This is a genomic window from Luteimonas panaciterrae (genome assembly GCF_020511115.1).
GTDB lineage: Bacteria > Pseudomonadota > Gammaproteobacteria > Xanthomonadales > Xanthomonadaceae > Luteimonas > Luteimonas panaciterrae.
Window position 1 is genome coordinate 562,231 of record NZ_JAJAVH010000004.1, and the last position, 25,143, is coordinate 587,373.

The window sequence follows — 25,143 nt, forward strand, 5'->3', positions numbered from 1 at the left end:
TTTTCTCACGTCAATGCGGCCGCGATGCGTCCGAACTCCGATCCGGCGTGGCCAGCGCCTCGACCACCGCATCCGCGACGGCCGGCCTGACCGTGCGGATCTGATTGTTCTCGCGCGTCGGATGCACGCGATTGGTCAACAGGATCACGAACAAATCTCGTTCGGGATCGATCCAGATCGAGGTGCCGGTGAACCCGGTGTGCCCGTAGGCATTGGCCGAGAACAGATTGCCCGCCGACGATCCGGTCGGCGATTTCGTATCCCAGCCGAGTGCCCGGCTCGAGTCGGGCACGAGATCGGCACGACGGGTGAACAATTCGAGCGTCTCGCGGGACACGATGCGACGGCCTTCGAACACTCCGCCGTAAAGCAACATCTGCGCGAAACGCGCCAGATCGCCCGCCGTGGAGAACAGCCCCGCATGCGGCGCCACACCTCCAAGTGCATACGCGTTCTCGTCATGCACCTCGCCGCGGACGATCCGGCCCCGCCATGGATCTTGCTCGGTTGGCGCGATGCGCGCGAGCAGTTCCGGTGCCGGAAGCTGCGGGAAGAATCGCGTCTCCCGCATGCCGAGCGGCTCGAATATCTGCTCGCGAACGAAGACATCCAGCGGCACACCGGCAACACGCTCCAGGATTTCACCGAGCAGGATCACGCCGAGATCGCTGTACCTGGTTTCCGTACCCGGTGGATATGCCAGCGGCATGGATTCGATTCGTTCGAGATATGCCTGCTTGCCCTTGATTTCCTTGTACAGCGGCGCCGATGCTTCCAATCCAGAGGAGTGAGTCAGCAACTGACGCACGGTGATTGTGTCCTTGCCCGCCCCCTGCCCCGGCGCATCCACGAACCTCGGCAGATACGATGCCACCGTGGCGTCGAGATCCAATCGTCCTTGATCGACCAGGATCATCGCCATCGTCGTGGTCGCGATCACTTTGGTCAGGCTGGCGAGGTCGTAGATCGTGTCGGCCGCGACCGCGGACGCGCTCTTGTCATAGGAGAGATGGCCGAACGGATGCAACATCGCCAGCTTGCCGCCATGACCGACGGCAATGACGCCGCCTGGGAAGGCGCCATCGGCAACCGACTTGTCGAGCAGTCGCGCCACCGCATCCAAGCCTTCCGGCCTAAAACCCGCAGCGATCGCGGCCTTCTTTTGATCCGATGCAACCGCCAATCCGAGTTGACGACGCGGTAGCCGCAATCCCTCGCCCACCTTTGCCACGCCCGGCAGAGTGACCGGCAACCGCCCTTCGATCACGTTCTCGCCGAGCAGCGCCTGCACCGCGGCGCGCTGATTCGGAGACCACGGCCCCCATGCGCACAGCAAGGCGGGCAACTTCGGAAGCTGCATCGTCACATACGGGCTGCCGAACACGATCGCTGCCACCGGAACTCCGGATGCTCCGAGTGCGTTCAACAGTTCCGCCTGACTCGCTTCGATCTGACCGCCGCCTCGCAAATACAACGACACGATGACATGGGTGAATTCGCCTTTCGCCCGTGTCACCAAGGCATCGCGCTCATCCGGCGACAAGCGGATCGAAAGACGCTGCGTTTCCCGAGGAATGCGGCGCGCATCGAGTTCTGTGTCGAACAGTTCCGAGGGATTGTCGAGTCCGTCGCTGGCCACCACCAGATGCAGGATGCGTAGACGCCGTTCGACCGGAAGCGGCACGACATCGCCTGTATTGCGCACCAATGTGATGGCCTCGCGCGCGATCGCATCAGCGCGTGCCTGATCGTCGCTGCGCCCGACCCGCTCGCGCGCCGCCTCGGCATCCACCAGATGTTGGCGTTGCAACCCCAATCGCGCCTTGGCGGCGAGCACGCGCAGCACTGCCTCATCCAGACGCGCAACCGGCAACTGCCCTTCGCGCACCGCGCGTGCGATCGACTGCGCGGCCACGCGTGGATCGGGCGGCATCAGCAGCACATCGGCACCCGCGGCGATGGCGCGTACCGCCGCCGCGCCCACCCAGACACCACCGACGCCGCGCATGTCCATGGCGTCGGTCACTGCCAGGCCACGGAAGCGCAATGTGTCGCGCAGCAATCCTGTCGTGAGGGTGTGCGACAACGTCGCCGGCGCCAGACTGGCATCGAATGCCGGTACCTGCAGGTGCCCGAGCATCACCGAATCGACGCCAGCGGCGATCGCAGCACGGAACGGGACGAGCTCCACGCGATTCAAGCGCGCACGATCGCCAGTGATGGTCGGCAAACCATGATGGCTGTCGACAGCGGTGTCGCCATGCCCCGGGAAATGCTTGACCGAGGTCATGACCGGCGGATGCGCGGTACGCGCACCCTTGATGAAAGCCGCGACCAGCTTGCCGACCCGCTCGGGTTCCTCGCCGAACGAGCGTGTATTGATCACCGGATTGGCCGGATTGACATTGACGTCGGCCACCGGCGCCAGCACCCAGTGCACGCCCAACGCGCGTGATTCGCGCGCTGTCAGCTCACCTGCAAAGCGCGCCGCTTCCTCGGCGCCTGACGACAGTGCGCCGATCGCCATCGTGCCCGGCAATTGCACCGATCCCTCATCGACCCGGAATCCGGCACTGCGCTCGAAGTCGGCCGACACCAGCAACGGGATCTTGGCCGCCGACTGCATGCGATCGAGATATGGCACGACGGTGTCGAATTCGGAACGCGACAACACCAGACCACCGATTCCGAGATCGCGCACCTGCTCCAGCAATTGCACAGTCTGCGGCGAATCCGGCGGACGCGGCCGGGCTTCCGTCTTCACAAAGACCAACTGCGCGGCCTTGTGATCGAGATCGAGACCGGCGAAGGTCCGTTCGACCCAATCCCGATCCGCCGCCGGCAGATCCCGCAGGATGTCGGATTTGGAGACGGGGCTGTCCGTCTCCGGTTCGGCTGCCGTGCCGGGTCGAGACCCGAAACCAATTGCCGATACGAACAGGAAAACCGCCGCCCTGAGAATCGGCCAACGACGCTGATGCGATGTGCGGGACACGCGACCTACCTTGATCATGCCGACAACTCTACGACCGATGCCGTCATCCCGGCGTGGACCGGGATGACGACGATCCTCCACTGCAAGCGCATGCCTCAGAATTTGACGCGTGCATTGAGGAAATAGCGCCGCCCGTTGCGCCAGATGCCAAGCGGCCGGTCTTCGGTGCCTGCGTAGCGGTATTGCGTCTCATCCAGCAGATTCAGCCCTTCCAAGGTCAGTTCCAGGTACTCGTTGACCTTGAATCCGAGGCTGGCGTCGACCTGTGTGTACTCGTCGTTGGTCGTCACCACACCGTCGACACCGATCGCACGGAAATACTTGTCGCGCCAGCTGTAGGTCAGACGCGCGCTGAAGCGATCGTTCTCGTAGAACGGCGTGATGTTGAAGACATTCTTCGAGTTGAACGGGACTTCGAGCCCTTCGCTGGTGCCACCCTCGGAATACGTGTAATTGGTCATCAGGCCGAAACCGGAATCCCACGTGTTCTGGAACGTCAGCTCCAATCCGTACAACTGGCCTCCGCGGCCATTGCGGGGACGCGTGATGTCGTACTCTTCAAATACCCCATCAGTCACATTGAATTGCACCTCCCTTGCCGACTGATTGACGATGAAGGTATCAATATCTTTGTAGAACGCGGTGGCCGCCAGCAAACCGGTATCGCTGAAATACCATTCGCCTGATAAATCGTAGTTCTTGGCCCGATAGGGCTCGAGATTCGGATTTCCGCCGTTTCCAGTGTTCACCGTATCGCGCAACACGATAAACGAGGACAGATCGTCGAAGTTGGCGCGCGACAGCGCACGCGAGGCGGCCAGACGCAGCACCACATCGTCGCGGACATCCCACGCCAGATTCAGGCTCGGCAGCCAATCCTTGTAGGTTTTCTCAAACTTGTTCGGAGTCAGCCCCGTTGGATTTTCCTGGGTCGGTGGTGTTCGAGTCTGTCCGACACTAGTCTGTTCAGTACGTACGTAACGTACACCGACATTGCCCCGCACCGCGCCGAAGCCGAAGTTCGCCTGCATGTAGGCGCTGCCGATCTTCTCCTGGATATCGAAACTGCCTTCCGGCCTTTCCTGCAGATTTCCATACTCGGGAACGCCGCGCAGGAAATCGCGCAATGCCAGACGATCGGCCGTCGACCAGCCGGTCAGACCTCCACCGGCGTCGATGCCATCGAGGAAATCGTCCGGCGTGGTTCCGCCGGCGAAGTCGGCGAGCGAGAGACCAGCCAACCTGCTCGCGTCGACGGCAGCGATGCGATCGGTCTGACCGGTCTCGTGATCGCGATATTTGGCGCCGAACTGCAACTGGCTGACCGGGCCCCAATCGACACTGAGCGAATAATCGCCCTGCGCGTAGCGTTCCTTGTCCCGCGTGGGTTGCTGGCGCAGTTCGCCAAGCCCGATCCTCTCCATGTTGGCCGGATTGGCGGGATCCTTGTCGAAATCCACCGATGCCGACTTGTCGCCGATGTGATACGTGTAGCCACCGCGCCCTTCGAATTCGAGGAAGTGCTGCTGCTGCGTGCCGCCATCGGCCTTGGTCGTGCCCACCTCGGCGCTTGCATTCCAGCCATCGCCACGCCAGTCGGCGCGCAGGTCGAGCGAATAGGTTTTCACCTCGGCCTCGCGGTCGATGGCGTCGAGCAAGGTGAGGCCGTCGCTGAAGGTGGCGTCCGTCACAACGCCGTCACGAACATTGGCGGCGGTAACGAAGCTCGTGCACTTGGCCATGCTCGCCGACGCCCCGCAATTGTTGAAGGCGTAGCGGCTCTGGTTGTAATTGTTGTACTCGCCCTTGATGTACACGCCCGTCAGATTGAGCTCGAATGCATCAGTCGGTTTGGCCTGCAAGCCGAAGGTGAAGCTGCGGCGTGTACGCTCCTGTTGAAACAGGGCTGAATTGATGGCATTCGGGAACGTGGCGTTACGATCGTTGCCCGTCACAGGCGTGAAATTGCCAACGCCCGTGGACGCCACGATCGGATAGCTGAATACTTCGACGCCATCGCGCCGCAGTTCTTCCTTCGAATACAACGCCGAGAACAGGAAGCCGAACGTCTCGCTCGGATTCTTCCAGCTATACAGCCCCGAAATGCTGGGCGAACCATCACCGGACCGATCGTTGTAGGCATGGCCCAACGAGCCGTTGATGGTATTGCTGGGTAGATCAAGCGGACGGCGCGTGTAGACGATCACCGTGCCGCCGATGCTACCCTCGTCGATGCGGGCCTCGGGCGACTTGAACACTTCGAGCCGGCCGACGATTTCAGGCGAAAGCAGCGTGTAGTTGAAGGTACGGCCAGGCCCGTCGAGGATCTGCCAGTCCGCCGAGGCGATGGTCTGTCCGTTGAGCAGCGTTCGGTTGAGCGACGGCTCGGTGCCGCGAATGCTGACCTGCTCGCCCTGTCCAAAATTTCGATCGACGGTGACGCCCGTGAGGTGCGACAGCGATTCTGCGACGTTCTTGTCCGGGAACTTGCCGATATCCTCGGCGGTGATCGCTTCCACCACGGCATCGGCATTGCGCTTGGTCTGCAATGAACTCTGCATGCTGGCACGGATGCCCTGCACCACCACCTTGTCGAGCTCGGTGGGATTTTGCGTGCCTTGCGGCGCGGTGCTTTGCGGTGCGGGATTTTCCAGCGCCGTGGTGGCCGCTTCCTGTGCCTGTACCTGCGCGGCCGCGCCCAGCGCGGCGAGGATACCTACGGACAGCATCGTCTTGCGAATCGTCATCATGCCCTCTCCCCTGCCCGTGCGGGCAGCCAGCTTTCAGATTGGTGTTCGATACCGGAACGCGTCGATTCCGACGCATCCGGCTAATCGCGCATCACCCCCTGATGCCCCGGTTCGGAGATCGCGCATGCGCCATCCGCGCCATGCCCTCGATCACGCTCCTCGCCTGATGTCGAAGCGATCTGAAACTGTTTTGCCTGCGCAGTCAACCTTCACGACCACGAAGTGGTGCGCGCGGCGGCATCGTTACACCTTGTTACGCCTTGCGCAGGAAGCAGGTCTTCAGCACGAGACCCTTGATCTTGTCGGAATGGCCTTCGATGTGCTCCGGGTCATCCTCGACCAGTCGGATATTGCGGATCACGGTGCCCTGCTTGAGCGGGATCGAGCTTCCCTTGACCTTCAGGTCCTTGATCACGACGACCGTATCGCCTTCGGCGAGCGGATTGCCGTTGCAATCGCGCACGACGCTGGCGCTCTCCGTTGGAGCATCGCCGTCACTCCATTCGTGCCCGCAATCAGGACAGATCCAGAGCGCACCATCCGCGTAGGTGTGATCGAGCGCGCAAAGCGGACAGGCGGGAGCGTCGGACATCAGAATCAGAAAAATAGTGAGAGGGCGCACATTATAGCCGCGCTGCGACCACACCCCTTACCTGATGTTTAGTGCATCAGAGCAGATACTCGCGAATGTCCGGCATTGACGCAGCGCATCATGCCCTTTCGGGCAATGGCCGCCTCCGCGGCATGCTCTCAATATCAACAGGCTGTCTCCCCGGTTCCACCACCCGCCTGGAGATCGAAATGGTGCGCAGCCTCTTCTCTCAATCCATCGCAACGATTAGTTTCCCCGCACGACGCTTCCTGCTGGCCGCAGTGCTGGCTTTCGCGGCGATCGTCTCCACGCCCTCGTGGGCACTCGATTGCGGCGGCAACAACGGCTTCGTCTGCACCGGCACCGCATCGCAGTACGCGGGTGGCTTCAACCCCGGCGTCGGTAACGGCGGCTTCGGCGGCGGCAGTTGCACGGCCACGCGCACCCCGGTGGTCTTCATCCCTGGCAATGGTGACAGCGCGATCAGTTTCGACATGCCGCCAGGCGCCGTATCCGGCTACACCACGCCGTCGCTTTCCGTGTACGACGAACTGAAATCACGCGGCTACAACGACTGCGAATTGTTCGGCATCACCTATCTCGATGCCGACGAACGATCGACGCCGCAGTACAACTACCACGAGCCGGCCAAGTACCAGATCCTCAAGACCTTCATCGACAAGGTGAAGGCCTACACCGGACGTAGCCAGGTCGATATCGTCGCCCACTCGATGGGCGCGAGCATGGCGCTGGCGATGATGCGTTATCACGGCAATCAGGCCAGCGTGCGTCGTTTCATCAACATCGGCGGCGGGCTGCGCGGCCTCAACACCTGCTACGCCTCCGGCTACCAGTCGCCCTACGCGCCGACCTGCAACGCCGAGGCCTATGTCTGGCCGTACGACTTCTACACCTTCGGCTTCTATCCCAGCACCGGCGTGCCCTACTACGGCTACAACCGCTGGACCGGAAGCGGCAGCGACAGCCTGCGCGCGTTGCCGTCGATGTTCTCCTCGGTGAATTTCTACAGCGTCACCGCAGGCCTGTACGACCAGGTCCATTGCTTCACCACCAGCTACGCGGCCGGCTGCAGCAGCGGCGCCCTGTTCAACGCCGCGAGCAACGTCAAGGCACAGGTCGATGTCGGCTTCGGCAGCAGCGCGTACGCCTACGACTGGGATTGGGCCGACGGCATGCCTTACAACGCCGGAGGCGGCGACACCAGCAGCGGTGTCGGCCACTTCCGTTCCAAGAACAATACCGGGCGCATCATCTACAACATGCTGTCCACGACCTGCACCACCGGTTGCGCCAACGGCTATGTCGGAGTGAACGGCCCGGCAATCAATCGCTAGGGCCAGCAAGTTCGCGCCGGCCTACTCGATACGGATCTATTTCCCTTCCGCAAACCACGCCAGGTCGATCGCTGCCGCCATCGCCTTGTAACCGGCATCGTTCGGGTGCAAATGGTCGCCACTGTCGTAGTCGGGCCGGAGATGACCGGAGCGTGCGGGGTCGCGCATCACCTTGTCGAAGTCGACCACGGCGTCGAAAGCGCCGGAATCGCGGATCCAGGCATTGACCTCCTCGCGCTTGGCCAATGCCGCCGGCGTGGGAGGCGCCGGGAATTCCGTGCCTTTTCTGGGTAACAACGTCGCGCCAAAAATCTTGACGCCCTTCGCATGCGCGCGTGCAATCAGCGTCTTCATCCCATCGATGATCTGCTGTGCCGAGACTTTCTGTTCCGGCTGCTTCAACACATCCGAGGCGGAAATATCGTTGCCGCCCTGCAACAGCAGCACCCAGCGCACTCCCGGCTTGTTCAAGGCATCGCGATCGAAACGCGAAAGAGAGCTTGGGCCGCGATACGGCACCGCCCCATCGTTGACGATGCGATTGCCGGCGATGCCCGAATTGATCACGGCGATATTCGCCAGCGCCGGATCAGCTTGCAATCGCTCGGCCAACGCATCGGGCCAGCGCGCATTCCGGTTCTCGGTGGAACCTACGCCGTCGGTGATGGAATCGCCAACGATCACGATCGCGCGCGAGGCGGGAGCCGCCGCAACTTCAACGTCCGTCAGGAAATAGCGTCTATCTTCCGGCTCGCCCGCGGGGAATTCCTCTTCCGTGGTGGCATCACCGTTCGCGAAGAACGCGTCCTGGCTGGCGGCACCATGCACGGTCGGTTGCTTCACGCCCTCGGGTAAATACAGACTCACCGCGAGCTGTTCGAGCGCGGCGACAGGCAACGCCACCGGATCACTGAGCACGCTATCGCCTTTGGCGATGGTCACGGTCATTTTGCCGCCAAACGTCGCCGCGCGATCGGTAGTGGTCTCGATGGCCGACTTGCCCGCGGACTTGGCCACATGTACCGGCCCGATCGTCACTGGCGTCGTCCCATACAGGTTGGAGAGACGGATACGCACGGCGGACCCGGCGATACTGGTGCGAATCACTTGCCGCACCGTCTGCGCCTTCAACTCGTCGCCTGCCGATACGGGTGCCGCACCCCAGGCGGCCACCCAATGCGCTTCGTCGGTGGGAGCCTGCATCTCGGCCTGGACTGACATCGCCAGGCTCATCACGCACAACAAGCAGCCGGCCAAAGCACGTCTGAGCGTTGAATTCCGCATAGATTCGATCCTTGATGCGATGAGTCAGTTCATGCGCCCTTGCGCGAACCCCAGGCCTTGAGCAATTCCGCTTCCTGCTCGCGCGTGATGCCTGCGCGCAGCTTGGCTTGGCGATCAGCGGGTAGACCGCGGAACCAGGCCAGGAGATCGGTCACGGTAGTGGCGAGTGGGCGGAAACTCAGCCCTGCCTGGATCGCGCGTGCATTGCTCACCTGCCCATAACCGGCGAAAGGATTGTCGCGCGCCGGCACCCAGATCGGCAGATCGACTTTCTTCTCTTCCACGAATGCCGGCGTGACATGGGTGAACGTCACCGGTCCGCCGGTGACGGCCTGACAGCCGTACAACATCGCGTCCATGCCCAGCGAATAATTCGGGCCCACGGCATTGAACGTGCCGAGGGTGCCCGCCTCCGCGAGACGGATCATCCATTCGCCGAGATCGCGGCCGTCGATGATCTGCACCGGGTCCGCGCCGTCGCCGGGCACCAGCATCTCGCCGCCCTGCGCCACGCGATGCGGCCAATAGGTAAAACGATCGGTTTCGTCGCGCGGCCCGACGATGTAGCCCGGCCGCACGATGGTCACGCGCTCGCCGAACTGCTTGCGCGCCTCGGCTTCACTCAGTGCTTTCAGCGGACCGTAGAGATTCTCGATGTCGCCGCGCAGCGTTTCCTGCGTCTCGGCCATCGCATCCTTGCCCTTGTAGACAGCCAACGGCGCATCCTCGGTGATGCCGGGCTTGCTGCCGTCCGCGTAGACCGAGATCGTGGAGATGAAGAGGTAATGCCCAACGTTGCCCTTCAGCACTTTGCCGGCATCCCGCACCCACACCGGCAGGCTGGTCGGATTGTCGATGCACACGTCCCACTTGCGCCCTTCCAGTGCCTTCAGATCACCGGTGTTGCGATCGCCGTGGAGTTGCTCGACTTCACCCGGCCATTCCGGCGAAGGCTTCTTGCCACGATTGAACAATGTGATTTTGTGGCCGCGCGCCAACGCGTAGTTCACCTGGAACGGGCCGGTGAAGCCGGTGCCGCCCAGGATCAGAATGTTCAGAGGTTTCGCGGCCTTGCCCACGGGCGCGGTCTCGGCGGCGGAAGCGAAGGACGGCAATGCGCTCGCGGCCGTGGCAAGGGCGCTGAGCTTGAGCAGTTCGCGGCGGGTGGGCATGTGATGTCTCCTGTCAGCGGGCGTCCCGGCAGCCGCTGCCCTGCAGCAGGTCTCCCCAGACTCACGACACTCTTACATCTCCCGACCTCCGTGCGCGTATGGCAAAAGTCTGGGGTTGAGGCTCGAATTCATTCGCGCGCGTAGTACGCCACCGCATCCGCTTCGGGAATCGACAACGAAATCCCGCGCACCTTGCCCCAGGCGTCACGGCGGAATTCGAATACGAACAAATAGAGACCCGAATGCACGAACTGCGCCGGCCCCAATGGCATGAGCGGCGTCGGCTTGTCCTGGCCAGGCAGCACGAGTTCCACCGCATCGCCTTTGACATTCACCTGCAGGGAATCAAAGTCAAAGTTGTCAGCCGAAGCACGGCGCAAATCCATGGGCACGGAGGTATCGAGCCGATAGCGACCAGCGTAATCGGGTGACGGCGGCAGGCGCAGCTTCACGGTGCGCATAGGCGGATGCGCGCCCAGGCCGATCGCATCGGCCAATGCGTTGCGGATCTCGAAGGACAACTGGCCGCCGTTGCTGCCGTTGGTCAGGATCACGAAGCCGTCGCCCGTTTCCGGATAGCCTTCCATGAAGGCCAGATAGCTTTCGTTGGCGCCCGCATGGAAGAAATACCGCCCCGGTCCCGCACCGCCGAGGCGCGGCCCCAAACCGAATGGACCAGGCGACACCTCGGTCATCATCGCCATCGTCAACGGTTGCGGCAGAAAATCGGCATGGCCTTGATAACTCTTGATCAACGCACTCACAAACTTGCCCAGATCGTTCGCACTGGTCCATAAACCCGACGCTCCCGCCTCGGCGAAACTTTCCCAGCCACGCGGCAACGCATTCGGCGCGCCTTCGCCGTTGTGTGCCCTGGCGACGTTTTCGCGCGCGACCGACAGCGGGCTCTCGAACGTGCTGCGACGCATGCCCAGCGGTGCGAACACCTGCTGCTCGGCCAGTTGTCGCAACGGCTTGCCGGCGACATCCTCGATCACCATCTGCTCCACGGTGACGCCGCCGCCCGAATAATCGTTGATCAGCCCAGGCGCGTGTTTGAACCGCACCGCCTCGCCCTTGGCCGGCTTCTGTCCATCGAGTATCTGCATCAGCGTCGGCAACGGCTCGTCAGGCTGGTAATCCGCGAAACCATGCACGCCGAGACCGGAAGTGTGCGACATCAGCTTGCGCAGGCTCACTTGCGGCTTCGACACTTCAGCCGATGCCGGCAACTTCCAGCGCTTCAGGTACTCATCGACGTTGCGATCCAGGTCCAACCGTCCTTCCGCAACGAGTCGCAGCGTCGTCGCTGCCGTCACTACCTTGCTGATCGATCCGACCGAGAACAACGTATCGCCATCGACCTTGTCCTCCTTTCCGGCTTCGCGCACACCGAAACCCGTCGCCTGCATCACTTCGCCGTTCTTCAGTATGGCGATCGCCACTCCCGGCACTTTGTAATGACGCATGCGCTCGGCCAGCGACCAGCGCGGCGGCGCTTCGCCAGGCGGAATCGCGCTGGGACGCAAGCCGTTGTCGAGTGCAGCGAGCGGATTCGGCGCGACCGGTTCCCATGCCTGCACGGAGGCGACCGCGGCAAGCGCCGCCAAGGCCAGCCATCTCAGGCGCGCTGCAGGAAAACGATTCACGACAGGATCAGGCTGCGGCTGAGCAATGCGGGCGGTCACGGCAGATTCCCTTGCGACGAAGACGCGCCAGTGTGACCCGGGCCATCGCCCAGGCCATGTGCTTCCCGTAATGGATGGCGACGAACGCGGTCTCAGTCGGCCTTCGCGCGCGCCAGGACGAAATCGAGAGCCGCCCGCACCGCCACCACCTGCGCCGCGTTGCATTGCTCCGGCGTCGCGCGCGGGCTGTCCGGATAGACCTCGGTGGTCGTCTTGTAGGCGGCATTGGTGATGCCAGGGCACAGCCCGAGCTGTCCGATCGCGTAGTTGATGACGCCGGGCGCGACTACGGGAGCCCTGATGATCTTGCCCTTCTCATCGGCCTGCGCGATATGCGTGACCTCGGCCACCGCGGCGATGATCGCCTGCTGGAATTCTGGCTGCGGGTTTTCGCTGTCGCCGACCAGATAGAAACCGTCCGGAACACCATCCGGCTCGAACGCCTTCCCGTCGCGCGCGGCCAGCGCGGGACGGAACTCGGACTCGTCGGTATCGGTGGTCTCGTGCAGATCGATATGCATCAGCACGCGATCGCGCAGCGGCGCGACCAGATGCATGAGCGCGGCCGATTCCCGCGCGGGGCTTCCCTCGCGAAACGAGCGGTTCGGATCGAGGGCATCCGGGTTCCAGCGGTGGATGCGCTCGTAGGCCCACGGGCTGACGCAAGGCGCGACGATCAGGTTGATCCGTCCTTCGTACTCCGATGCGTGCAGATCGAGAAATTGCAGCGCCCCGTGCACGCCGCTGGTCTCGTAGCCGTGCACCCCGCCTGTGACCAGCGCGACAGGCAACTCATCGCGCCATGCGCGGGTTTTGACGACGATCAACGGATAGCTGTCGGGCGGATAATCCAGATGGCCGTACTCCGCCACATCGAAGCGCACGCGCAGGCGATCGATCACGCTCAGCACGTCGGCTTCGTAACTGCGCTTGCGGGTCTGCCGCGACAGCCATTCGGCTTTCTCCATGTCGCCCCAGGGTTGTCCGGGTGTGCCGATCGGATATGGGGCCGGATTGGTCATCGTGTTGCTCGCTCTGCGTGGCTGTCGGAAAGGTCCGACACTGTAACCGTCTGAAACAAGGCTTGAAACAGGCCAGGCTTACTTTCCGCGCGATCGTGCGACACAACTCACGCCATGATCGCCATCCGCACGCATGCGTACTGATCGACCATCACGTTCGCCGGCGTGCAATACGCATCAGGCTCCGATCATGGAGCCTGAGCGTGCCTGCATGAGGGGAACCCGGCCCTACTGCCCGGGCACGTCGCATGTCCAGATCGAGGACGCGGACCAGTAGTTGTTCCGGCTCACGTGGTTGTACACTTCTTCAATCGGTGTTCCTCCCTGCGCCTCGCATTTGCTGATGGCATCGGCGCGGGCATTCTCCAGCGCGATGCCGGGGTCATAACTCTGGCCACTGCCGGAGACATACACCACCGCGGCCAAGGCCGAACCGATGGGCAATAGAAACGCTAAGACAATGGCGATACCGTGCTTCTTCATTCTCATCCTCCCAGTGTTGGTCTAGCCGGGCGGATTCGATCACGCACCCCGAAGGCAGCAGTGAAATTTGAGTAAGAGGACCGTGAAATATGTTCCACAAACATTTCCACAAATCCTCTTGTCGATAAGTCATGCGAAAACAGTGCGCCGCATCCTGTTTTCATCTCCGCTCATGACCGAACGAAACTACCCGAGCACGAAATCTTGCGAATACGGCTGGAGCATGGCCAGCGGAACCATTCCGCTCATTTCATCCCTTTGACCATCGCCTCAAGCAAAGCCTGCTCTTCGTCATCGGCGGTCAATTCCCACGTAAACACTCCGAGCAGGCCGCGTTCCTTGGCAAAACCGGCGCGGATGGCGATCGACTCGGGATCTTCATAGCTGACGAACGCGTGTTCCTTGGCATTGAACAGCCACGGCGTCTGCGCGACTGCGTGCCAATGCCGCTGCCATTGCGGATCGCTCAACAGATTACGCTTGATGTCGCGGTAATCACCGGCTGGGAACGTCCCACTGTAAGGCTGATACAGGCCATGCTGGGCATCGGATTTCACGCGATACCCGCGACCGTAGAACGGAACGCCCAACACCAGCTTGTTCGCGGGCACGCCATTGCGCTGGTAGTAATCGACGCCGCCCTCCACGCTGTTCCAGCGGCGCAGCTGCGGATCGAGCGGGTCTTCCGCCACTTCGCGCATGGGCGCGTTGAAGCTCGCCACGGGAGTGAACACCGTCCCCATGTCATAGGTCATCAGATTGATGAAATCGAGCAGCTTGGCAAGCTCGCCGAGCTCGAAGCTGCGCGCCGGATCATAAGGCCCCGTGGATTCCATTCGCCCCGCCGGCAGCGCGGCGGTCACCAGATATGCCTGCTTGCGTTGCCGTCCGAGCGCATCGAGCTCGCGACGGAACTCGCGCACGAGGGCTGTCATGTTGCGCCGGTCTTGCGGCCGTGCGGCGAGCTCCGGCGGCCCGCCGTAGACCGGAAACTCCCAGTCGATATCGACGCCGTCGAAACTGCCGCGATGCTTGTCGAAGAACAGCGCCAGGCAGGACGCCACCAGACGCTTGCGTGTCTTGGCGGTGAGCGCGGCATCCGAAAAACCGCCTGCGCTCCAGCCACCGATCGAGATCAGCGTCCGCAGACGCGGGTGTTCGCGCTTCAGCTTGGCCAGCGCCTCGAAATGGGCGCTCGCCTGCTCACCGACCGCGCAACGGCCATCCTCGATCCGCGCAAAGGCATAGAACAAATGCGTGACCTTGTCGGCGGGAATCCGCTCGATCGGATAACGCGTGGCGGAGCCGGCTGGATAGTAAGCGCCGACGACCTTCGTATCGACCTGATCCTCGGCGCACGCGGAGTTGAACGCAACCGCGGCCATCACGACAACAAGAAACGCTCCAAACCCTCGTAGCATCCCGCCCCTCGCAAGTGAACGACATCAGCTTGCAAGTGTGCGGCCGATGCCCAAGAGGCCTAGCCTAGTTCAGGCGTAACAAGTCGTACAGACGACGAAAGCCAAAACCCGGGCGATGTCACTTTCCCGCGCGACATCGCGGCACCGATCCATGACTTGCCGAGAGCGCCACCGCACGCATGCGTACTGATGAAGCACCACGCACACGTGTCAGTGGCCTGTCAGCGCAGCGGTCACCTGACTCGCGTGAAATAGTTCGTCCGCATGATTGGCCGGCCGTTGGTACCGAAGTAGGTGGCGGTCTCGACCATCGTCTTGCCGTCCGCGGCGACGGCGTAGATGCGGGTCGATGCCGGAATGCCTCCTCTGCCGAGCGCCATCACCAGGACATCGGGGGTAGGCATCCTCACGGCGGCGATGTCGGCCTCGGTGCTGCCCGTGATGGGGACAGCCGTACCATCGAGTGCGGCGGTACTGACGGCATGGCTCTTCGCGCCACCGCCATCGACGATGTCGACCTGCGTCGTCCATTTCCCACCGCTCGCGTCGCCGAACGTGATCGTGACGCTCTTCGGCCGTGCCTCGGGCGGCATCGGCAGGCGCGACACATCCACGGCCCAGCTGCCAACCAAGGGAGATGCCTTGAATGAGCGTGCAAGCACCGGTGTGCACGGAATCAAGACTGCGGCCAGCAAGATGGCAAAACACCCTTTCATACGACCTCCTTGGGGATGGGCGGACAACAGCACGCAATTCGGCTTTCGTGGTTTGCGAAAGCAGTCTATCTCTATCACAAGGGGCACTGGTATAAGGCAGAACGCGCCATCGGCGTGCCTCCGGACAACATCCTGAAACCCAGCTAGGCGTCCTGGCGCGGGAGCCGTGCTGCTCTTCCGCGTGGAATATCTCAAGGCATTGTTTTCCGTACACTACACGCCCATCCCCCGCCCCTCCTCCATGGCCAAGCCCAACTATTCATTCGAAAAACGCCAGCGCGAGATCGCCAAGAAGAAGAAACAGGACGAGAAAGACGCCAAGAAGCGCGCCGAGCGCGAAGCGGCGAAGGCAGCGGCCACGCCGCCGCCCGACACGATTAAATGAACGACGCGGAGCCGAACCCGCAAATCTGGGTGGACGCCGACGCCTGCCCTGCGGTGATCAAGGAAATCCTGTTCCGCGCCGCCGAACGGACACAGGTCGCCGTCACCCTCGTCGCCAACCAATGGCTACGCACCCCGGGATCGCGCCATGTGCGCGCCCTGCAGGTGCAAGGCGGCTTCGATGCCGCCGACGACGCGATTGCCGAACGGGTCCGGCCCGGCGACTTGGTCGTCACCCAGGACATCCCTTTGGCCGCGCGCGTGCTCGAACGCGGGGCGGAAGCCGTCAACCCACGCGGCGAGCGCTACACCACCGACACCATTGCCGAACGTCTGTCGATGCGGAACTTCATGGATGAGTTGCGTGGTGCCGGCGTGCAGACTGGCGGGCCGGCGGTGTTCCATGCGCGCGACCGGCAGGCCTTCGCCAATCAGCTGGATCGTTGGCTCGCGGCACGGGCGTCAGCCCGGCCATCGGGCAAGCCAGGCTGAGGACTCGAATGGGCAATTGAACCTGCCCCGTTTTGTCAGGCGGCAACACCGGCCGCCTGCATGCGCACCACGGGCCGTAGCGTCACGGTGGCCGTGTCGCTCATCAATTGCAGTTCACCGTCCTGGATCAGGGCATTCAGACGCATGCCGCGCTGAATCAGCGCAGCCGACGCTTCCACCGCGTCCGTCGGGATGTCGATGATGGTCAGATTCTTCAGGCGACTCAGCGAAGATGCGATCTTGCTCCACCACAGATCGGCGGCGCGACCACCGTAGTTCACCACGATCACCTGCCGCGCGCGCCCGCAAGCCTTTCGGATCCGGCTTTCGTCCGGCTGTCCCAGATCGATCCATTGCTCGATATCGCCGACGCGATCGCGTCGCCACAGATCAGGTTCTTCCTCGTTGCTCAGGCCACGACCGAACTCCAGCCGCTCGTCGGCGTACAGCGCGAATGCCAGCAACCGCACCATCAGCCGCTCATCCGTTTCGGACGGATGCTGCGCCAGCGTCAGCGGATGAGTGGCGTAGTAATGCCGATCCATATCGCTGATCTGCAACTCGGCTTTGAGAACGGTGGCTTTGAGTGCCATGGAGGTGCCTGATGGAATACAGGCGCCATTCTAGTGGGAATTGTCCCTGACAACTCTTTACGCACCATTTCACCTCTACATTTCCGGCGTGCTGTCCTGAATCACTTTCATTGCTTCGTCTGAGTCGCGTTGCGATCGACGAATCTCCTCGGACGTTGGCTCCTGCTGGTACGGCGGCAGCGGAGTCGACGTCACTTCGGATGGCGGGGAGTGCGCGACGCTGGGAGCCGGGAAGGTCGGCTGTGTCGGCATTTCCTGCTGTGCGGGTGGCGCAATCGCCGTGGGCGACAATGACTTCGTCAGATTGATAAAGGTCTTGCCGGCCAGATACAGAACCAGCACAACGAATAGAAGCGCCAAGAGCTGGATGACCAATTTGGCGCCCAGCCCAAGCGCGATAACTCGTCTGGCACCGCCCTGCCTGTGGACACGATGACGATTTGCGGCCACGGGTAGCATGCGTCCCCCCGCTGTCGCCGCGATCCGTCGAGCATTTCCGTCCTCAAACCCGGCTCCATCTTGTCCGCCCGACGACACTCCTTCGGCATCCTCGGGAAGCGGCCCCAGCATCTGACGCAGATCATCACCGTCCAGCAGCTGTACATGGCCGCCTCGCGTCGCTGCCTCGATGGCCGCACGAGTGAACTCTCCAGCCGTCACGAGGATCGCACCCGTGGCGCCTTCGTTGACCATCAACCCGATCAACTGATGCACTTCGTTGTGCGGCACCTGATAGGCATTCCAGCCCTTGCACTGGACGAGGATGTATTCATCGTCCTTGCGCAGTTTCAGATCGATGCCTCCATCGAACCGCTGCCGAGTACCGCCGGTTCCGACGTGCTCGACCCGATATCCCTGCGCGGCGTAATAGTCGGCCAGCAGCATCTCCAGGCGATCCCAGCGCACGCGCGCCAAGGCGTCGTAGCGGCGATTCCTTACCTGCTTCAGGCCATCCGTCTCCATGCCAGCCCCCCGGCGTTCAAGAATAAAACCTCGACGGGATTACTTTGAACTTGTTTTTTCGGAAAGTGAATCTGGCTTGTTTCAGAAAACGCTGAACAAGCCGACGTCAGCGCCGCGCCTCGAATCGCGCGGCCAACGGCGGCATACGCGCCAGCACAAGCGCCCCAATCCAGCAAATCGCCGCAAGCACGAGCAATGCAATCGCACCGGGCGCCATCACGTCCAATAGTGGCATGACAGTCAGCGTGAGCACCGAGGACAACGCCAGGGCGATCGCGCACCACACCGCCAGCATGCGCGCCCATCGCCTGAAACGCAGCAGGCCGATCACCGAGAAGAGACCCAGCACGCCACCGACCACGCCGAACAACACACTCAGAAGTCCAAGGATCGGCATCACTCCATCAAGTGGCAGGTTCATCTGCAAAGGTCGTTCGAACGGCAGGAAAGTGGAGCCCACCACCGCTATCGGTGCGAATAGCACTAGACCACGAAACAATCCAACCATTGCTCGAACCTCGCTCCCCTGCCCAGGAAAATCGCCGCGCATGGCGCATCAGAAGTATCGCCGAAGCGAACACCCGCGCGTGTCAGCCTGGCATTATCGCCCGGGAAGCGAATGCGGCCCATTATCCGACGACATCCCGCAGTGTCGCGCGCCCTGCCGCTCTTGGCGCTTTTCTTGCCTTCAGATGGCGAAGATCCGAGGCTTGTCACTGACCAGCGTCAGGAAATACGTGTGCCCGAAGATGTCCGAGCACCTACCGTAACGCCCTCACCCAAACTCTTGCCGAAACCTGGGTTGCAGTAGTTACGAGCCCCTCTTCAGTAAAGTGAGCGTGCCTTGGGCCACGGCATCTTTCGAGCCATGGCCCAGGCGAAAACCTTGTACTTCATTCGGCGGCAGACCAGCGCATCGCCCAAGAAAGTCAACGCCATCCGCTGGTAGTGAGCTTGCCTCCGTTCTTGGCGACCAAACGTCGAATCAGTCCTCGGTCGTGCACCCCAAAGACACCCTGGCGGCCGGATATCCGCTTTCCTGATCGACCCACTGGGCCAGGACCGTGTAGTCCTGCGAAGAACGTCCCCAGCTCAGATAGCACTTCTCGTCCGCCACGCGCAGCGCGTTGTCGATCGCCTCTTCGCTGGTGTGTCCGTAGGATTCTCCGATGACCTGGAAAGTGTGGACGTCGGCGAGCGCGGCGGCGCTATAGGCGACGGTCAGGACCAACGAGGCGGAAAGGCACCACTTCTTCATCGCATGCTCCGTGCTTCGGGTGAGACCCGCACCCTGCCAGCCTTCCAAGAATGCAGTGTTAAAAACAGATAAAACGCAGATGACAGCCAGCGGCAGGCTCTCGCGTCCGCGACGCAGCCGGGGTCAAAACGGCGTCCTCGACATGTCGAAGCGAAGAGGCCCCCCCTTCTCCGACGCGGGCGCGTGCAGAGAGGCCACGCCAACCCGCCCCACAAGGCAAGCGAGCCCGGGCTCGTTCCTGCTCCGCCCTTCTGTATGTTTTTCCCGGCTCCCCGCCTTCGGCGCGCCGTCCGGGAATGTATAGTGCGTCCCGCATGGCGGGAATGGTATCCGGCCACGAATCGCGGAGTGATGTCATGGGTCTTGTGCAGGCGGTGGCGGGTGCGGTCGGCGGCGTGCTCGCCGATCAATGGAAGGACTTCTACACGGTTCCGGACGGCTTGCCGGCGACCGCGGCGCTGTTCGCCGCCGTGCCGCGCGGCACCAATGCCGGACGCGGTTCGAACACGAAAGGTTCCTCGAACATCATCACCAACGGTTCGAAGATCGTCGTCCCCGAGGGCTACGGGCTGCTGCTGATGCAGGATGGCGCGGTCACCGCCGTCGTCACCGAGGCGGGCGGCTACGAATGGCGATCGGACGATCTCAACTCGAAGTCGGTCTTCGCCGGCGATGGCCTCGTCGCGTCGCTCGTCAAGCAGAGCTGGGAGCGTTTCAAGTTCGGCGGCCAGCCGGGCTCGCAGCAGGCCGCCTTCTTCGTCTCGCTGAAGGAACTGCCCGACAACCGCTTCGGCACGCAATCCGAAATCTATTGGGACGACGGCTTCCTCAACACGCAGGTCGGCGCTGTCACGCGCGGCTCCTACACGTTGAAAATCGTGGACCCGATTCTGTTCGTCAAGAATTTCGTGCCGGCCACGTATCTTCAGCCAGGCCAGGTGTTCGATTTCACCGACATCGACAACGCCGCCGCCACCCAGCTCTTCAACGAAGTGGTGGGTTCACTCGCGCCGGCCTTCAGCCTGTACACCAACGATCCCGCCAAGGGCAATCGCATCACCAAGATCCAGCAGGATTCCGTCGGCTTCGCCAAGAGCCTGTCCGATGCGGTGGAGCAGGCCTATCAGTGGAAATCCGAGCGCGGCCTCACCATCGTCAAGACCGCCATCGTCTCCATCGAATACGACGCCAACACGCGCGAACTGCTGAAGACCGTGCAGCGCGCCGACGCGCTGTCCGGTTCGCGCGGCAACTCCAACCTGCAGGCGAGCGTCGCGGCGGGCATCCAGTCGGCCGGCGAGAACGGCGGCGCGGCGGGTCTCGTGGGCGTGGGCATGGCCTCGGGCATGGTCGGCGGCCTCGGGAGCCTGCAGCAGCCGGTCGCGCCGGCCGCGCCCGCCGCCGACGACCCGGTCGCCAAGCTGAAGCGGGCGAAGGAACTGCTCGACCAGGGCCTGATCACGCAAGCGGACTACGACGCGGTGAAAGCGAAGGCGCTGGGTCTGTAAGCCGCGGGCCGCACGACGACGATGTCCAACACCAACACCCCGTCGCCACCGCCGTTGCCGCCTGTCACCGGTCCGGCTCATACCGGGCCCGGCTCGCCGCAGGACGTCCCGCCGCTGCCCGGCAGTTCGCCGCTCGACCCGGCCACCCTGCCAAAGCCCATCCGCGACGAACTGGAGGCGCCCGACCCGGTCGCCATCGACACGTCCTCCGACGAGCTCAAGGACGGCCTCAACCGCTGCCCGAAATGCGGGTCGACCGACATCCGGCAGAAGCCGGGCGGCGACCTGCTGATCTGCCTGTACTGCCGCAACCAATGGCATGGCGCACGCGTCGAAGAAGAATTCGGGCTCGGCGAAGGCCTCGACACACTCGAAGGCACGATCATCGCCTCGGGCGCGCGCGACATCGCCGCCGACGCCGCTAGCCTGATGACCTTCAAGTGCACCGGCTGCGGCGCCGAGGTGACGATCAACACCGAAAACGCGATGACCGCGCGGTGCCACTGGTGCCGCCATGTCTTCGGCGTCAACGAACAGGTGGCGAACGGCGCCGTCCCCGACGCCCTGCTGCCCTTTCACATCAAGAAAGAAGACGCGGTCGCGCGTATCCGCCAGTTCGTCGGCAAGCGGCGATTGTTCGCGCTGAAAGCATTCAAGGAACAGTTCACGCCGGAGAACGTCGTCGGCGTCTACCTGCCCTACATGATCGTCGACGGCAAGGCGAGCGCCGATGTCGCCGGCCACGGCGAGATCGAGACGCGCCGCTACACACGCGGCAGCGGCAACGACAAGAAGACCTACTACGACGCCGACGTGTACCAAGTGCAGCGCCATGTGGATTTCACTGTGGACGACCTGCCGCTGGAATCCTCCACCGAGCGCGGCAACCTGGACACGCGAGTCAACACCAACAACATCATCAACACGATCCTGCCGTTCGACACCAAGAACGCGGTGAAATGGAACGCGTCCTACCTGTCGGGCTTCACCTCGGAGAAGCGCGACCAGGACGTGGAGCGGCTGCGCCCGCGCCTGGAAGATCAGCTGCTGTCGATCGCCCGCGCCCAGGTCGAGCACTCGGTGGACCGCTACGATCGCGGCGTCCGCTGGGAGCAGGAACGCCTGGACGTGCATGGCACGCGCTGGGTGTCGATGTACCTGCCGGTCTGGCTCTACTCGTACCACCAGCCGGGCCGCAACGGCGGCCTGCTGCACTACATCGCCGTGAACGGCCGTACCGGCGAGACGATGGGCAGCGTGCCGGTGCAGCAGTGGAAGCTGCTGACGGCCGCCCTCACCGTCGGCACCTTCCTCGAAGGCATCGCACTCTGGATCGTGGGGAACTCGACATGAGCGACGACAGCGGACTCTGGCTGCTCGCCCTCGGCCCGGCCGGCGCCACCGCGCTGTACTGGGCCCTGTACCGGTATTACCGCAACACCGACAAATCGCATGCCTTCGAGCGCGAAACCAAGGTCGAGGCCAAGCCGGTCACCGGCTCGGACAGGAAGGTGGATACGGTGACCGGGACGCGGGAAACGCGGATTAATGGGGATAACATGGGGGAATACCGCAAGCGCGTGCGGCGTATACAAGTTGATGCTGGATGAAGGACGGCTGACAGAAGGCAGGTCTTCTGCCGACTAAAAATACGTCTAGACTCTCTGCTCTATCCACTCAGATTTTTCCGACTAGATACAGGCTAAAACCTGACAGCATATTTGCCTTACCGCCCCTAGACCCGGGGCAAAGCAAATGCGACCCTCGTATTTCAAGTTAGCGAAGCCGCGAATATGACGAGCAGTTACTTCTATCCACAGACAACAAAGAACAACGCGAATCATCGGCTTCTCGACGAAATTGAACGCTGGAGCATATCCAATCGCCAGCAAGTCTACGTTGTAAGCAAGCCACTTGGCGATGATAAGTACACATACGGATATGAAAATGCGCTTGTCATACTTTCTCCGAAACGACGTCTAATTTTTGTCGATTACGGCGCGAATCAATCAGAATTCAACACCTTCGTAGAAGACTTTATCGAAGACCTTGGATCTATCTCCGACAAATATAGATATCGTTCGGCCATCGGCCGCCCAAGAGATTGGAAAGATCTTATAGTTAGCATGACCTATTCCGCTTCTACTTGGAATATTAATCATGCCCTAAACAGCGCCTCCATAGAGGAGCCCGCCCGACAACGTATTGCTGAGCTACTTATTTCGCTTCTCACAGGAAGCATCAATAACATTGATCGCGTAAGCGGCCCAGAGCCCTCCACACTCCTTGATCGAGTGAAGCAAAAAATTCTCCTCTTCGATGGCGACCAGACTCGATTTATCTATCAGAAACCAACAAAGCAGCAAATCCGCATTCAAGGATTGTCCGGGACTGGAAAAACCGAACTTCTATTGCACAAGTTGAAAGAGCTGTATATCAGCTCGGAAGATTCAAGGATTGCCTTTACATGTCACAACAGAATTCTTGCGGATAACCTTAGAAGCCGCATCCCTGAATTCTTTGATTTCATGAAAGTCGAACAGCAGATCAAATGGCGTGAGCGCCTTTGGTGTATGCATGCATGGGGCTCTCAAGGCGAGCCAAATTCTGGAACTTATCGATACATCTGCCATCACTATGGGCTCCCATTTCATCCGTGGAGCCGATCGATGAATTTTGACACGGCGTGCAAGATTGCCTTGCAGCAGGTAAAGGAAAAAGCCGGGCTGCCTCCTCCATTCGACACGGTCTTGATAGATGAAAGCCAGGACTTTCCTGATTCCTTCTTTGAACTCTGTGCTGCTTCTGCAAGCTCAAACGTCTATATTGCTGGCGACATCTTTCAGAGCATCTTCGATGAAGAGATCGTTGCCAGAATTGACCCAGACTTCCTTCTAAGCAAATGTTATAGAACCGACCCCAAAACGCTGATGTTCGCACATGGCCTGGGGATGGGCTTGTTTGAATCTTCAAAGCTCCGATGGCTGGAGGATGCAGAGTGGGAAGCTTGCGGCTACTCCGTTGAAAAGCTTGCTGGGGGAAGAACGCAACGCCTTAGACGTGAGCCACTACGACGCTTCGAGGATCTAGCCCAAGAAGGCCTAGACAGTGTTGAAATAATTCCATCGCCACAGTCGTTCTACCCAAACGCAGCCCAGACGATAGTAAGCACGCTCCAGCAGATTATCCGTGATCATCCAACCGTAAACCCAGATGATGTGGGAATCATCTTGCTTGACAACGGCTCCCCGCCATTCGCGTTGGCTGATGAACTGGAGCAGCTTGTACCACGAATTATTGGATGGAGCGTCAACAAGGCATACGAATCCAAGCAAAAACTGCACAACTCATTATTTATCAGCAACAAAAACAATGTTAAAGGCTTGGAATTTCCATTTGTTATATGCGTCACGCGAAGCATTTATCGATACAATTCATACAGAAATGCACTTTATATGACACTGACAAGGTCATTTATAAAAACTTTCTTGATAATTGATGAAATTTCGAATCAGCCAGTCTTACCAGAAATTGTTGCTGGTCTTCAAGGAATTCAAAGGAATGGCTATATGGATGTTACAGCTCCATCACTTGAGGAGCAGGCTCTCATTCGAACAACGATTTCTGTGACAGAGGACCAACAGTCATTTTTTGACTTTGTGTCAAGCATCTTTGATGAACTCGACGTTGAAGATATTTTTAGGACTCGCCTTTACGATATCGTAGTCAACATAAATGGAGAGGCTTTCGATAGAGAGAAAATCTCACAGATAGTTGATTTCAACTACCGGCAAATGGCTGGCCAATAATGCCACAGTACGTTTTCCATCTTGATGGCAATCAGACTAGATGGGCATTCTCTGCCGTACGATCAAAATATGACTACGCTGAGATTCTTCTTTCCGCAACAAAAGTAATGCTAACACCCACGCTTCCTCGTGAAGATCAAATAGCATCAACACTGGTGCTTCACATCGCTAAAATGAGCAGGCTTTTTTTTGCAAAGCCCAAGAAAATATATTCAGTTAACTTTCCATTTATCACTACTTGCCACCAAGATCTTTCACTTAGCTTTAGCTCGCACGCGCACCCCAAAATAGATCATAGAGCTACCTCGATAGCTCTGGGCTTACTCACCGAGATCAAACGCCCAGGCATTACCGCACTTGATCTGGCAACCCATGTAGATGAAGCCACTCAGCTTGACCCACACGCATGGGACCTGTTGCTCGAATTGCTTACCGTTGAAGACGGTTATGTCCGATATGATGATGACGAAGAGAACGCCGACGGCGATAGACATCCTCAACATCATGTAGATGTCTTCTATTCAAATCACACGAAATTCAAGCTCGGGTTATTGAGCCAAGGTTCGCAAGATGATTTATTCGACATGCTTAATATTCTTACGGACTGCCATTATGTTTCTAGGCGAAATAGATACTGATATCAGTCGATTTCAGCGAA

General features: G+C 60.8%; 22 protein-coding genes. 8 read left to right on the plus strand and 14 right to left on the minus strand.

Annotation, left to right across the window (positions count from 1 at the left end):
• Window positions 1–10 precede the first annotated feature (10 nt).
• From LG367_RS07365 to LG367_RS07375, 3 genes are all read right to left on the minus strand, one after another.
• Window positions 11–3,013, minus strand: coding sequence for a serine hydrolase domain-containing protein (locus tag LG367_RS07365; RefSeq protein ID WP_226468572.1), 3,003 nt, complete (start codon window positions 3,011–3,013; stop codon window positions 11–13).
• Window positions 3,014–3,090: 77 nt separating this feature from the next.
• On the minus strand, window positions 3,091–5,745 hold the full coding sequence (locus tag LG367_RS07370) for a TonB-dependent receptor (protein ID WP_226468573.1): 2,655 nt from the start codon (window positions 5,743–5,745) through the stop codon (window positions 3,091–3,093).
• Between the two features lie 253 nt (window positions 5,746–5,998).
• The gene (locus LG367_RS07375; RefSeq protein ID WP_226468574.1) at window positions 5,999–6,337 is read right to left on the minus strand and encodes a zinc ribbon domain-containing protein YjdM; all 339 of its coding nucleotides are present in this window, start codon (window positions 6,335–6,337) and stop codon (window positions 5,999–6,001) included.
• A gap of 209 nt (window positions 6,338–6,546) precedes the next feature.
• Between LG367_RS07375 and phaZ7 the strand changes: the two genes are divergently transcribed.
• Window positions 6,547–7,692 carry an extracellular native short-chain-length polyhydroxyalkanoate depolymerase PhaZ7 gene (phaZ7, locus tag LG367_RS07380; RefSeq protein WP_226468575.1) on the plus strand — a complete coding sequence of 382 codons (1,146 nt, stop codon included), beginning with the start codon at window positions 6,547–6,549 and terminating at the stop codon, window positions 7,690–7,692.
• 36 nt (window positions 7,693–7,728) lie between these two features.
• On the opposite strand, the gene LG367_RS07385 is transcribed toward phaZ7, so the two are convergent.
• The 7 genes from LG367_RS07385 to LG367_RS07415 form a co-directional block, all read right to left on the minus strand.
• Entirely contained in the window at window positions 7,729–8,913 is a 1,185-nt protein-coding gene (locus tag LG367_RS07385) for an SGNH/GDSL hydrolase family protein (protein ID WP_226468576.1), read from the minus strand.
• A gap of 92 nt (window positions 8,914–9,005) precedes the next feature.
• Window positions 9,006–10,148, minus strand: coding sequence for an SDR family oxidoreductase (locus LG367_RS07390; protein ID WP_226468577.1), 1,143 nt, complete (start codon window positions 10,146–10,148; stop codon window positions 9,006–9,008).
• A 128-nt stretch (window positions 10,149–10,276) separates the two neighbouring features.
• Window positions 10,277–11,797 carry a serine hydrolase domain-containing protein gene (locus LG367_RS07395; RefSeq protein WP_226468578.1) on the minus strand — a complete coding sequence of 507 codons (1,521 nt, stop codon included), beginning with the start codon at window positions 11,795–11,797 and terminating at the stop codon, window positions 10,277–10,279.
• A gap of 131 nt (window positions 11,798–11,928) precedes the next feature.
• The gene (locus LG367_RS07400) at window positions 11,929–12,858 is read right to left on the minus strand and encodes a M14 family metallopeptidase (protein WP_226468579.1); all 930 of its coding nucleotides are present in this window, start codon (window positions 12,856–12,858) and stop codon (window positions 11,929–11,931) included.
• Between the two features lie 228 nt (window positions 12,859–13,086).
• On the minus strand, window positions 13,087–13,341 hold the full coding sequence (locus LG367_RS07405; RefSeq protein WP_226468580.1) for a hypothetical protein: 255 nt from the start codon (window positions 13,339–13,341) through the stop codon (window positions 13,087–13,089).
• Window positions 13,342–13,586: 245 nt separating this feature from the next.
• Window positions 13,587–14,726 carry a glycoside hydrolase family 18 protein gene (locus LG367_RS07410; RefSeq protein WP_226468634.1) on the minus strand — a complete coding sequence of 380 codons (1,140 nt, stop codon included), beginning with the start codon at window positions 14,724–14,726 and terminating at the stop codon, window positions 13,587–13,589.
• Between the two features lie 269 nt (window positions 14,727–14,995).
• On the minus strand, window positions 14,996–15,478 hold the full coding sequence (locus LG367_RS07415; RefSeq protein ID WP_425490930.1) for a hypothetical protein: 483 nt from the start codon (window positions 15,476–15,478) through the stop codon (window positions 14,996–14,998).
• Window positions 15,479–15,644: 166 nt separating this feature from the next.
• Between LG367_RS07415 and LG367_RS07420 the strand changes: the two genes are divergently transcribed.
• Entirely contained in the window at window positions 15,645–15,863 is a 219-nt protein-coding gene (locus LG367_RS07420) for a hypothetical protein (protein ID WP_226468581.1), read from the plus strand.
• Entirely contained in the window at window positions 15,860–16,354 is a 495-nt protein-coding gene (locus LG367_RS07425; RefSeq protein WP_226468582.1) for a YaiI/YqxD family protein, read from the plus strand. Before LG367_RS07420 ends, LG367_RS07425 begins: the two co-directional genes overlap by 4 nt.
• Before the next feature lie 35 nt (window positions 16,355–16,389).
• On the opposite strand, the gene LG367_RS07430 is transcribed toward LG367_RS07425, so the two are convergent.
• The 4 genes from LG367_RS07430 to LG367_RS07445 form a co-directional block, all read right to left on the minus strand.
• Entirely contained in the window at window positions 16,390–16,947 is a 558-nt protein-coding gene (locus LG367_RS07430; RefSeq protein ID WP_226468583.1) for a YaeQ family protein, read from the minus strand.
• Between the two features lie 75 nt (window positions 16,948–17,022).
• Window positions 17,023–17,910 (minus strand): restriction endonuclease, encoded by an 888-nt coding sequence (locus tag LG367_RS07435; RefSeq protein ID WP_226468584.1) that lies wholly within the window; start codon window positions 17,908–17,910, stop codon window positions 17,023–17,025.
• A 106-nt stretch (window positions 17,911–18,016) separates the two neighbouring features.
• A complete protein-coding gene (locus LG367_RS07440; protein WP_226468585.1) occupies window positions 18,017–18,418 on the minus strand; it encodes a hypothetical protein in 402 nt (133 codons plus the stop codon).
• A gap of 477 nt (window positions 18,419–18,895) precedes the next feature.
• On the minus strand, window positions 18,896–19,168 hold the full coding sequence (locus LG367_RS07445; RefSeq protein WP_226468586.1) for a hypothetical protein: 273 nt from the start codon (window positions 19,166–19,168) through the stop codon (window positions 18,896–18,898).
• Window positions 19,169–19,524: 356 nt separating this feature from the next.
• Here LG367_RS07445 and LG367_RS07450 point away from each other — a divergent pair, with 356 nt between their 5' ends.
• The 5 genes from LG367_RS07450 to LG367_RS07470 all read left to right on the plus strand — a co-directional run bounded on the left by LG367_RS07450 (window position 19,525) and on the right by LG367_RS07470 (window position 25,123).
• On the plus strand, window positions 19,525–20,676 hold the full coding sequence (locus LG367_RS07450) for an SPFH domain-containing protein (protein WP_226468587.1): 1,152 nt from the start codon (window positions 19,525–19,527) through the stop codon (window positions 20,674–20,676).
• A gap of 21 nt (window positions 20,677–20,697) precedes the next feature.
• Window positions 20,698–22,029 (plus strand): TFIIB-type zinc ribbon-containing protein, encoded by a 1,332-nt coding sequence (locus LG367_RS07455; RefSeq protein ID WP_226468588.1) that lies wholly within the window; start codon window positions 20,698–20,700, stop codon window positions 22,027–22,029.
• On the plus strand, window positions 22,026–22,286 hold the full coding sequence (locus LG367_RS07460) for a hypothetical protein (RefSeq protein WP_226468589.1): 261 nt from the start codon (window positions 22,026–22,028) through the stop codon (window positions 22,284–22,286). Before LG367_RS07455 ends, LG367_RS07460 begins: the two co-directional genes overlap by 4 nt.
• Window positions 22,287–22,469: 183 nt before the next feature.
• Window positions 22,470–24,485: an STM2767 family DEAD/DEAH box helicase gene (locus LG367_RS07465; RefSeq protein WP_226468590.1), complete on the plus strand. Its 2,016-nt coding sequence runs from the start codon at window positions 22,470–22,472 to the stop codon at window positions 24,483–24,485.
• The gene (locus tag LG367_RS07470; protein WP_226468591.1) at window positions 24,485–25,123 is read left to right on the plus strand and encodes an STM2766 family helicase-associated protein; all 639 of its coding nucleotides are present in this window, start codon (window positions 24,485–24,487) and stop codon (window positions 25,121–25,123) included. The genes LG367_RS07465 and LG367_RS07470 overlap by 1 nt, the downstream gene beginning before the upstream one ends.
• Window positions 25,124–25,143 lie beyond the last annotated feature (20 nt).